Source organism: Spiroplasma endosymbiont of Megaselia nigra (assembly GCF_003987485.1).
Classification (GTDB): Bacteria; Bacillota_I; Bacilli_A; order Mycoplasmatales; family Mycoplasmataceae; genus Spiroplasma.
The window spans coordinates 1-11,136 of sequence record NZ_RCOO01000025.1 but is presented as its reverse complement, the minus strand read 5'-3'; the positions used below and the strand labels follow the sequence as shown (position 1 = coordinate 11,136).

At 28.3% G+C, this 11,136-nt stretch carries 11 protein-coding genes; 10 read left to right on the top strand and 1 reads right to left on the bottom strand.

Features of this window, described 5'->3' with window-relative positions; translation table 4 throughout:
- The first annotated feature begins 66 nt into the window (after positions 1-66).
- From D9R21_RS02190 to gatB, 10 genes are all read left to right on the top strand, one after another.
- Positions 67-357 carry a hypothetical protein gene (locus D9R21_RS02190; protein WP_126820919.1) on the top strand — a complete coding sequence of 97 codons (291 nt, stop codon included), beginning with the start codon at positions 67-69 and terminating at the stop codon, positions 355-357.
- 390 nt (positions 358-747) lie between these two features.
- A complete protein-coding gene (locus D9R21_RS02180; RefSeq protein ID WP_126820918.1) occupies positions 748-1,083 on the top strand; it encodes a hypothetical protein in 336 nt (111 codons plus the stop codon).
- 173 nt (positions 1,084-1,256) lie between these two features.
- Complete coding sequence (gene ptsP / locus D9R21_RS02175) at positions 1,257-2,990, top strand: phosphoenolpyruvate--protein phosphotransferase (RefSeq protein ID WP_126820917.1); 1,734 nt, start codon at positions 1,257-1,259, stop codon at positions 2,988-2,990.
- Positions 2,991-3,061: 71 nt separating this feature from the next.
- The gene (locus D9R21_RS02170) at positions 3,062-3,337 is read left to right on the top strand and encodes a hypothetical protein (protein ID WP_241568674.1); all 276 of its coding nucleotides are present in this window, start codon (positions 3,062-3,064) and stop codon (positions 3,335-3,337) included.
- Positions 3,338-3,422: 85 nt separating this feature from the next.
- Positions 3,423-3,905: a PTS sugar transporter subunit IIA gene (locus D9R21_RS02165; protein WP_126820915.1), complete on the top strand. Its 483-nt coding sequence runs from the start codon at positions 3,423-3,425 to the stop codon at positions 3,903-3,905.
- A 113-nt stretch (positions 3,906-4,018) separates the two neighbouring features.
- On the top strand, positions 4,019-5,629 hold the full coding sequence (locus D9R21_RS02160; RefSeq protein WP_126820914.1) for a hypothetical protein: 1,611 nt from the start codon (positions 4,019-4,021) through the stop codon (positions 5,627-5,629).
- Positions 5,630-5,654: 25 nt separating this feature from the next.
- Positions 5,655-7,658: an NAD-dependent DNA ligase LigA gene (gene ligA, locus D9R21_RS02155; protein WP_126820913.1), complete on the top strand. Its 2,004-nt coding sequence runs from the start codon at positions 5,655-5,657 to the stop codon at positions 7,656-7,658.
- A gap of 1 nt (position 7,659) precedes the next feature.
- A complete protein-coding gene (gene gatC / locus D9R21_RS02150; RefSeq protein ID WP_126820912.1) occupies positions 7,660-7,953 on the top strand; it encodes an Asp-tRNA(Asn)/Glu-tRNA(Gln) amidotransferase subunit GatC in 294 nt (97 codons plus the stop codon).
- A gap of 1 nt (position 7,954) precedes the next feature.
- A complete protein-coding gene (locus D9R21_RS02145) occupies positions 7,955-9,430 on the top strand; it encodes an amidase family protein (RefSeq protein ID WP_126820911.1) in 1,476 nt (491 codons plus the stop codon).
- The gene (gene gatB / locus D9R21_RS02140; RefSeq protein ID WP_126820910.1) at positions 9,423-10,865 is read left to right on the top strand and encodes an Asp-tRNA(Asn)/Glu-tRNA(Gln) amidotransferase subunit GatB; all 1,443 of its coding nucleotides are present in this window, start codon (positions 9,423-9,425) and stop codon (positions 10,863-10,865) included. The genes D9R21_RS02145 and gatB overlap by 8 nt, the downstream gene beginning before the upstream one ends.
- A 54-nt stretch (positions 10,866-10,919) precedes the next feature.
- On the opposite strand, the gene D9R21_RS02135 is transcribed toward gatB, so the two are convergent.
- The coding region (locus tag D9R21_RS02135) for an integrase core domain-containing protein (protein WP_206609229.1) at positions 10,920-11,136 on the bottom strand (217 nt) is incomplete at its 5' end.

Here is an 11,136-nt window from a genome sequence, read left to right as displayed (position 1 = left end):
TATATATATAATGTCAATAAGATCTTGATAAAATGTTTCAAGATAAGAAAAGGAGAAATACAAGTAATGAAAAAATTACTAGGTTTATTAAGTATATTAACAATTAGTGGAACTGCTGTACCAACAACAATTGCTAATGTTTCTTATCAAAAAATTAAAGATTTGTCTGAATTAAATTTAACAAGTTTAAACATAAGCAGAAATAAAAGAAATTCAGTAAATTCTAAACATATATTTAAAACTAATGGAGCTGACATTCCAACAGAACAACAAATCAAAGATAAACTAAAAGAATTAAATCCCCAAGTAAATATTTGTATTAGAAAATGAAGGTGATGTTTTTTTCCAAGATTTTAATGAAAATAAAACACCAGATAATCTGACAAATAAATTACTTACCTTATATCCATGAGTAATTATTACACCACATATAGGTTCTTATACTTATGAAGCTGTCAAAAATATGATTGAAACAACATATGAAAATTTAAAAGAAATTTTAACAAATGGTGAGTCAAAAAATAAAATATAAAACAAATTTTTAGAAAGTAGAGTTTTACCCTACTTTTTATTATTTAAAATAACTTTTAATAAAAAATAATAAAATAAATAAAATTATTATATAATTTATATTAGTAAAAAACTGTGATTTCTATTTATTTTTTATTTTATATTAATTAATAACACTTGTGGGGTGACAAAAAGAAAAGCGAGGTATGTTTTGTCATACAAAAAAATGGGCAGCAAATGATTTGTGATAAATGTCAGTTTAAATTTAAATCTTTTTATAGACAATGAAAATTAAATAATAATAACAATAAGTTATTTATTTTTCGTGTAGAAAAAAAATATCAAGCATTGAGCAAAAACATTGATTTAAGTGAATTAATCCCAGATTATGCTTTTGTTTGTAATTCAACTTGGTTTGCTATTTATAGTATTAAAAAAATTCAACGAATGAGAATTAATACAATAAAAAATTTAAATTTTAAACAAAATACTTTATTAATTGGATTTTATTGATATCGGATTTTTATTAACGGAATTATGCAAACTCGTTGATATAATCTTCCACGAGTATAATAATGTTTTTTAATTTTATAAAATAAAAAAATAAAATAGTTACTTAAATTTATTGTTTTTTTACATAAAATAATGTCTTATAACAAAAAGTCTAGTTAAAATGCAACAATTTTCCAGTTTTCGGTATATAATAAAAATAGTTTTAGTAGAAAGAGAAGTGAGGATTTTTTATTATGTCAAAAAAACTGCACGGGATAGGTGCTAGCAATGGAATTGCAATTGCCAAAGTTTTTAAATTAGAAGAACCAAAATATGAAATTTCGAATAATACGGTTTCTGATTCGGCAAAAGAAATTAAAATACTAGAAGCAGCAATGCAAAAGGCAAACACAGATATTGAAAAACTACAAAAGATTGCCTTAGAAAAATTAGGAGCGGAAAAAGCAGCAATTTTTGAAGCACATAAGGAAATTTTGCGTGATCCAGCAATGATTGATGAAGCAAAAAATATCGTTAAGAGTAATAACAATAATGCAGCATATGCAATTCATACTGTTGCTCAAAAGTTTATTACAATGTTTGCAAGTATGGATGATCCATATTTTAAAGAGCGTGCAGCTGATGTTAAAGATGTAACTGATCGTTTAATTAAGTATATTTTAAATGTTCCGGTCTTAGATTTAGCAACTATTAGTGAAGAAGTTATTATTGTTGCTGAAGATTTAACACCTTCACAAACAGCGCAGTTAAATCCTAAATTTGTGAAAGGATTTAGTTGTGATATGGGGGGGCGTACTAGTCATGCTGCAATTATGGCCCGTAGTCTAGAAATTCCAGCTGTCTTAGGATTAAAAGATATTACAAAACAAGCAAACCATCATGAAATAATTATGATTAATGGAACAACAGGAGAAGTTATCTTAAATCCAACATCGGTGGAGATTAAAACTTGGACAACAGAAAAAGAAAAATTTTTACAATTGCAACAAGAACTATTGGCATTTAAAGATAAACCAACAGTTTCAAAAGATGGATATCAAAAATTTGTTTTAGAAGGAAATATTGGAGCACCAAAAGATGTTCAAGGTGTTTTGGATAATGGTGGGCAAGGAATTGGATTATTTAGAAGTGAGTTCTTATATATGAATAATGACCATTTCCCAACTGAAGATGAGCAATATGAAGCTTATAAAGGTGTTTTGGAAGGAATGCAAGGGCGCCCAGTGATTATTCGAACATTGGATATTGGTGGTGATAAAAAATTATCATATTTTAAATTTCCAGAAGAAATGAACCCATTTTTAGGATATCGTGCGATTCGCCTTTGTTTAGATAAAACAGATGTTTTTCGAACACAATTACGTGCTTTATTACGTGCTAGTGTGCATGGGAAAGCTGGTATTATGTTTCCGATGATTGCGACAGTTGATGAATTTAAAACTGCAAAAAAAATTACCTTAGAAGAAAAAGCAATTTTACTTAAAGAAGGACATAAAGTTTCAGACAATATTGAAATTGGAATGATGATGGAAATTCCAGCAGCAGCAATGTTAGCTGATCAGTTTGCAAAACACTCTGATTTCTTTTCAATTGGAACTAATGATTTAATTCAATATACAATGGCATCTGATCGAATGAGCCAATTTGTGGCATATTTATACCAACCATATAATCCATCTGTTTTACGTTTAATTAAAACAATTATTGATGGTGCCCATAAAGAAGGAAAATGGGTTGGAATGTGTGGTGAAATGGCTGGAGAGGAACAAGCAATTCCGCTTTTAATGGGAATGAAATTAGATTACTTTTCAATGTCTGCCACAAGTATTTTAAATGCGCGTCGTATTATTAGCAAATTAGAAGTTTCGGCAATGGAACAATTAGTAACAGAAGCATTAGAATGCCAAACAGGTGATGAAGTTTTGGCTTTAGTTGAAAAAAGAACAAAAAATGCTTTAGAAGTCTAAAATTTTGATAAAATAACACTATATAGTGTTATTTTTTATTAAAATAGGTAGTTTAAATAATAAATCTAAATATGTATGCAATAATTGACCTTCCATTACCAGTTTTAATTGCTTTTGTTGTTATTTTTACGGCATTATCAATTATTAGTGGATTTTGATATTGAAGACAATGGTATAAAACACGCCATAATGCTAAAAATGATAATTTTGCGGTTAAACAGAAGGTAACAATTCGGGTTGCTTTTCAAAAAAATAAGTATTTAATTTTATTTTTATTATGTTTCTTTTGCTTAATTGGTTCTATTTTGGTTTTAGTTAAACAACTAGTTGGTTTCCCATTGTTTTAAAAATAGCACATAAATTTAATAATTTTATAGTATACTAAAGATAGATGACAAAGTTGTCTGCTTAATGAAAAAAGGAGAAGAAAAGATGGGATTATTTAGTAAAAAACCAAAAGAACTTGAAATAATTGCCCCTGTAGATGGTGAAGTTATTGCTTTAGATAAAGTTGAAGATGAAGTATTTTCACAAAAAATGTTAGGTGAGGGTTTAGCAATTAAACCAAGTGCTGGTAATTTTATTGCTCCAATTGCTGGGAAATTAATTACCGTTTTTCCGACAGGTCATGCTTATGGAATCAAAAGTAATAATGGTGTTGAAATGTTATTACACATCGGAATGGATACAGTTTCATTAAATGGAAAAGGATTCGATATTCAAGTAAAACAAGATGATAATGTTAAACAAGGGGATTTATTATGTAATGTTGATTTAGCAGTTTTAAAAGCTGAAAATGTACCAAGTTTAGATACGCCAATTGTTTTTACACCAGAAACAATGAGCGGTAATACAATTAATATTGTTAAAACAGGCAATGTTAAACAAGGAGAAATTATTGCTGTTATTAAATAGGAAATAATTTTAACTAATAAGTGATTTATAAAATGGAAATCACTTTTATTTTTGTTTATAAAGTATATTCTAGAGTGTTTTTGCTATAATTGTTAAGAAAGGAAGAAGGTCAAATGGTAAAAATAGTTTTAATTGCGATTGTTTTTTTCTTATATTATTACTGAGTCTTTTCTTCAACAGAGGCAATTTTAGCCGAATTTTTAAAAATTCGAACTAAAAATATTTATTTTGGGATGATTATGGGTTTTTTCTTTTATTTTGCTGTTATTTCTTTTTTGCTAATTCCATTAGAATTTATTCCTAATTTACGTTATATTATTTTAGTTTATTCATTATTATCAATTAATATTTTATATTCATTATTTTTGTTATTATTTATTCGTTATTGATTTAATATTAATTTATGAGATTGAAATCACGCCATTTTTTTTGTTGCATTTGGTGTTTTTATGGCATTATATTATGCTAAAAACTATTTTATTGTTCCTTCAGGTTCAAACATTACTAATAGTTATATTTTAAGTTTTTATTTTTTTTCTTCAGTTGATAATAATATTATTTTTAAATTAAATCCAAATGTTACGATTGCTAATGCTCAAGCTTTAGCAACATTATCTTGGTTTACAAATGTTTCAGTTTGATTTGTAATGACTGGAATTGATCCAAGTGATATTATTTGAAATTTATTAAATATTTTAGATGCAATGTTATTTGCTTCAATTTTTGTAACATTATTGAGTAATTTTGCTAATAAAAAAAGTAATCGTTTTTTAATTGGTACTTTATCACTCCTTGTTTTATATGCTTCAAAATTATTAATTTATTATTTTGGATATGATTCATGGCATCAACAGAATATGTTAACTGGTTTATTTTTTGTCACTTTTATTTTAATGACAATTTACACAAATGAAGAATACCGCAGTCGTAATATGCCTTGAATTATTGGTATTATTTTTGCAAGTTATATTACCTTTGAATGAGATGCATCGTATATTATGTTATTTATTATTTATGTTTCAACATGAATTAGTATGTTAAAATATAAAACTAATTTCTTAAAAGATATGGTTAAGTTTACTTTATTTTCAACATTATGTTTTATCTTTTACAACGCACAAATAAAAAATATTTTACTAATTTTTATTTTTTTAGGATTATTTTTGTTAATGATAATTTTATCATTTTTGTTATATCGCAATTATTCACGAGTACATGATATTGAAATAATGATGTACCTAGAGCAAAAAAAATTATTATTTGTTGTACCAATTATTTTTACTCTAATTTCAGTAGTCATTGTTTTAGCAATGGGGGAAAATAACTTAAATTTTTGAACATTAGAAACAATTGCATCAGCCTTATATGTGCAGTTAGAATTAGGGCTTTGAGAACCATGAACAAATATTGTCTTCTTATTTATTTCTTTTATCTTTTTAGGTTTAGCTTTAATTTGATTATTCCTTTTTGAACGAATTCCGAATTTTGTTGCAAAAACTCCAATTAATATGCTATCAATTTTAACAGTAACTTTCTTTAATCCGTTAGTTGGGCGTTTTTTAATTTTAATTTTTAATGAACAGGCTTTGTTAAACAATGCTACGGTTTTTATTTTTGCGTTATTAGTTGCCTTAAATATTAGTGTTTATGCATTGAAAATTAAACCGTTTAAAAAATGGCATTTTAAAAAACCACCAATCCCCCCCATCATAAAAAGAACCTAAAAATAATAAAATAAAGGAGGATATTATGACTTTTGAACAAGCAAAAAAACGTAGTTTAGTATTAAAAGAACAGTTAGAACAATGAAATTATGAATATTATGTGAATGATAACACTAGTGTCAGTGATCAAGAATATGATCGAGCAATGCAAGAATTAATTGTAATTGAACAACGATATAGTGAATTAATTACAATTGATTCTCCAACGCAACGTGTTTCTGGTCAAGTTAGCGAAAAGTTTAATAAATATGTTCATACAAGTCCAATGTTAAGTTTGGGAAACGCATTTAATTATGATGATTTAATTCATTTTGATGAACAAATTAAAGAATTGACTGGTTTGCCAGAGGTTGAATATACTTGTGAATTAAAAATTGATGGATTATCAATTTCATTAGTTTATGATAATCATCTTTTAGTGATGGGGGCAACTCGTGGAGATGGTCTTACTGGTGAAGATGTTACTATTAATATTAAACAAATTAAATCAATTCCGCTTCGAATTGACCAACCAACTTTAACTGTTCGGGGTGAAGTTTATTTATCAGTTGAAGAATTTAAGAAGATAAATGAGGAACGTGCGAAAAATGGCGAATCTGAATTTGCTAATCCTCGAAATGCAGCAGCAGGAACTTTACGGCAATTAGATTCAACAATTGTTGCAAAACGAAAGTTAAATGCATTTTTATATTATTATGTTAATGCTTTGCAGGATGGAATTCAATCACAGTACGAAGCGTTACAAAGATTAGAACAATTAAAATTTAAAACAAATCCTGAGTATCGTTATTGTTCAAATATTGCGACAGTGTGAGCATATATTCAAGAGTATGAACCAAAACGTCATCAATTAGGTTATGAAATTGATGGAATTGTGATTAAAGTTAATAACTTAAATTTATATAATCGCATAGGTTATACTGCTAAAAATCCAAAATGAGCAATAGCTTATAAATTTCCAGCAGAAGTTGTGGTTACAAAATTGCTTAATATTTTTCCTTCTGTTGGAAGAACAGGACGGATTACTTATAATGCTGTTCTTGAGCCAGTTCGTATTGCAGGAACAATTGTACGAGCAGCAACATTACATAATGCTGATTTTATTACTGAGCGTGATATTCGGATTGGTGATAATGTTCAAGTTAAAAAAGCGGGGGATATTATTCCGGAAGTAATTAATTATGTTGTAGCTTGTCGCCAAAAAAATGCTCAAAAATGACATGAGGCAACGCATTGTCCAGAATGTAATTCTTTATTAGAACGTGTTGAAGGTGAGGTTGACCAGTATTGTATTAATTCTGTTTGTCCTAAAAAAATTACTCGGGGGTTAAAACATTATTGTTCACGAAATGCGATGAATATTGAAGGAATTAGTGAAAAAATTATTGAACGATTATTTAAATTAAGATATTTAAAAAATTTTAGTGATTTATATCAATTAGAGCAATACCGAGCGGAAATTATTGAATTAGAAAATTTTGGTGAAAAATCATTTGAAAATATGATTGCTTCAATTAATAATTCAAAAAATAATTCCTTAGAGCGATTATTGTTTGCATTAGGAATTCGACATGTTGGTCAAAAAACAGCAAAATTATTAGCACGACAATTTAAAACAATTGCTAATTTAGCCGCTATGAATATTGAACAATTATCAATTATTAATGATATTGGTCCAATTGTAGCAGCTAGTGTTGTTGATTATTTTGCAATTCCAGATAATCAACAAGAACTTGCCTTACTACGCCAAAAGGGGGTTAAAATGGAGTATTATGCTACTAATCAGCATTTAGCACAGAAGTTTGAAAATTATCGGTTTGTGATTACCGGAGTTTTATCAAAACCACGAGAATATTTTAAAGAGTTAATTGAAAGTTATGGTGGGCAAATTTCTGAAAGTGTTAGTGCAAAAACCACCTATTTACTGGCGGGGGCTGATGCTGGTAATAAATTAGTAAAAGCACAAAAATTAAATGTTAAAATTATTAATGAAGAAGAATTTCGACAATTATTAAATAAGGAGGGATAAGATGGCACAAATTACAAAAGAAGTGTTACAAATGTTAGCACATGATATTATGCTAGATTTACAAGATGAGGAACTAACTAATTTAAGTCAAGAATTTGATGTTATTTTAAAACAAATGGATTTAGTACAAAAAATTGATACAACTAATGTTCATTCAATGCATTTTCCATTTGATTTAACAGTTGACTATTTGCGTGAAGATGATGAGATTGATGTTGCTCCGCAAGCTGAAATTTTAGCGGCAGCACCCAAAAAAATAGATGATTATATTGTAATTAATAGGGTGGTTAAATAGAATGGCAGCTTATTCAATCAAAGAATTACATCATCTTCTAGTTGATAAAAAAATTACTCCATCGCAAATAGTTAAGGATGCTTTTACTAATTTAGACAAATATCAGGTTTTAAATGCAACAGTGACAGAATTAAAAACAGAAGCCACAGCTTTGGCAGCTAAATTAGACCACCTTGTTGTTCCAAAAAATAATTATTTATTTGCCTTACCATATTTTGCAAAAGATAATTTTGCAACAAAAGAAATTAAGACAACGGCGAGTTCAAAAATTTTAGAAAATTTTATTCCAAATTATGAATCAACAGTAACTAATATTTTGAAAGAAAACAATAGTATTTTATTAGGAAAAGCAGCTTTGGATGAGTTAGGAATGGGTGGGCATGGTTTATATGCCTTAACAGGAGATGTTTTAAACCCCTGAGATTTAAGCCGGATTACTGGTGGCTCATCATCTGGCTCAGCAGCTTTAGTTGCGGCTGGTGTTGTTCCATTTGCATTAGGAACAGATACAGGTGATTCAGTACGAAAACCAGCAGGTTATTGTGGTGTTGTTGGTTTTAAACCAACTTATGGTTTAATTTCACGGTATGGTGTTTTTCCTTATGCGCCATCATTAGATACGGTTGGATATTTTACTCGAGATGTTGAAGACAGTGCAATTGTTTTTGATTATTTAGCACAAGAAGATCACAAGGATGCAACCTCATTAAAGAGTAAAGAACAAGGTTATTTTAAAAATTTATCATCAGAAAAAATCAAAGAACAAAAATTTGCTTATTTAAAAAATGCGCATGCGATTCTTCCAGATGAAATTAGAATTCATTTTGATCATTTATATGATGAATTAACAGCCCGCGGGATTAGTATTACAGCAATTGATTTTCCAGAAGATTTACTAAAAGCATTAATGCCAGTTTATATGGTGATTTCTTTTGCCGAAGCAGTAAGTAGTCATTCAATGTTGGATGGAATTAATTATGGAACACGAGTTGATGGGGACACTTATCAAGAAGTAATGATGAATTCACGAACTAATGGTTTTGGTCATGTTGTTAAACGTCGTTATGTTATTGGTTCGTACACTTTAACAAAAAATAACCAAACATTATTATTTTTAAAAGCAAAACGAGTACGACGTTTAATTGTCAATGCTTTAACTACTGTTTTTGCAAAATATGACTTTTTATTATTACCAGCTGCATCAACGATTGCTCCAAAAATTACTACTATTAAAGATCAAATTTTAACAGAGGCAGAACTAGAAAATTATGTTGATGATTTATTAGTATTAGGTAATTTAATGGGTAATCCATCATTAACTGTTCCACTTGCTTTTGTTGATAAAATACCAATTGGAATAAATGTTAATGCTGCTCCTTTTGCTGACCAAAAGGTCTTTAATGCTAGTTTATTAATTGAAGAGATTGTTGGAATTAAAAATAAAGTGGCACCAGAAAGGGGGAACAATCATGATTAATTTTGAGGTAGTAATTGGAATTGAAAATCATGTTGAATTAAAAACAAAGACAAAAATGTTTTCTTCTGGCGCAGTGAGTTATGGGGCTAAACCCAATAGTATGGTTAATCCAATGGATGTTGGGTATCCAGGAGTAATGCCAACAGTTAATAAAAAGGGAGTTGAGTTAGCGTTAATTGCTTGCCAAGCACTTAATTTGACAATTGATCCAGTCATTCAATTTGATCGTAAAAATTATTATTACCCCGATTTAGCAAAAGGTTTTCAAATTACGCAGCAATATTATCCAATTGGTCAAAATGGATATTTAACGATTATTGATGAGAATAATAAACCTTTTAAAGTAGAAATTGAACGTCTGCATATTGAAGAAGATACTGCTAAACAGTTGCATGAAGAAGACCAAACGTTATTAGATTATAATCGTGCTGGAATTGGTTTAATTGAAATTGTAACTCGCCCTGTATTACGGTCAGCGTTTCAAGTTCGTCAATATTTAGAAGCTTTACGTGAAATTTTAGTTTATACCAAAGTTAGTGATGCTAAAATGAATGAGGGTTCATTACGATGCGATGTTAACATTTCGTTACGTCCAATTGGTGTGAAAACATTTGGTGATAAGGTTGAATTAAAAAATATTAATTCAATTGCAAATGTTGAAAAGGCAATTGAATATGAAATTAAAAGACAAAGTGAACTTTTATTAATGGGAAAAAGAATTGAACAAGAAACACGCCGATTTGATGAAAAAACAAAAACAACGGTTTTAATGCGTCATAAAACTGATGCTATTGATTATAAATATTTTTCTGAACCAAATATTTTTCCAATTAAATTAGATCCAAATTGAATGACAAAAGTTCTTAAAAATATGCCAGAATTACCAGCTGTCAAACGTAAACGTTATTTATCAAAATTAAATTTAAAACCAGCTGATATTGAAATTATTTTACAAGATTATGCCTTAATGAATTTTTTTGAAGCAGCAATTAAGTTATCACCACATTATGAACTGATTGCTCATTATTTAATTGGTGATATTAGTGCTTATTTAAATCAAAAAGGATTAACAATAAGTGAAACAGCATTAACACCACAAAATTTAGTTGAAATGATTATGTTAATTAATCAAAATATAATTTCAAATAAACAAGCCAAAACAGTGTTACAATGAATTTTAAATGAAGATTGTGCTCCAACGAAAATTGTTGCTGAATTAGGATTAAAACAAATTAGTGACCCAGTTGAAATTAAAACAATTATTGAGCCAGTTTTTAATGCTAATATAACAATGCTAGAACAATATGAGCAACGACCAGAACGAGTAATTAAGTTTTTTATGGGTGAATTAATGAAATTAACAAAAGGACAAGTTGCCCCAGAAATTGGCCAACAAGTAGTTATTGAATTAATTACAGCAAAACAAGGGAAATAAAAAAGATGGTTACTTTAGAGTGCACCCCAAAAAGTAAGTATTAGTAAAAAAGGTTTATAAACTTTTATTTATTATATCCTTTTCTTTGCGGCTTGAATATCATTTATTTCATTTTTTAACATCATTAATATATTCATCATGCGATAAGTAAATATTGTTATGAATTTTTGCTTTTTTTAATAAAGAATGAAAACTTTCAATAACAATATTATCAGCACAATGATAATTTTTACCCATAGAAATTCTAATTCCATTAGATATACATTTATTA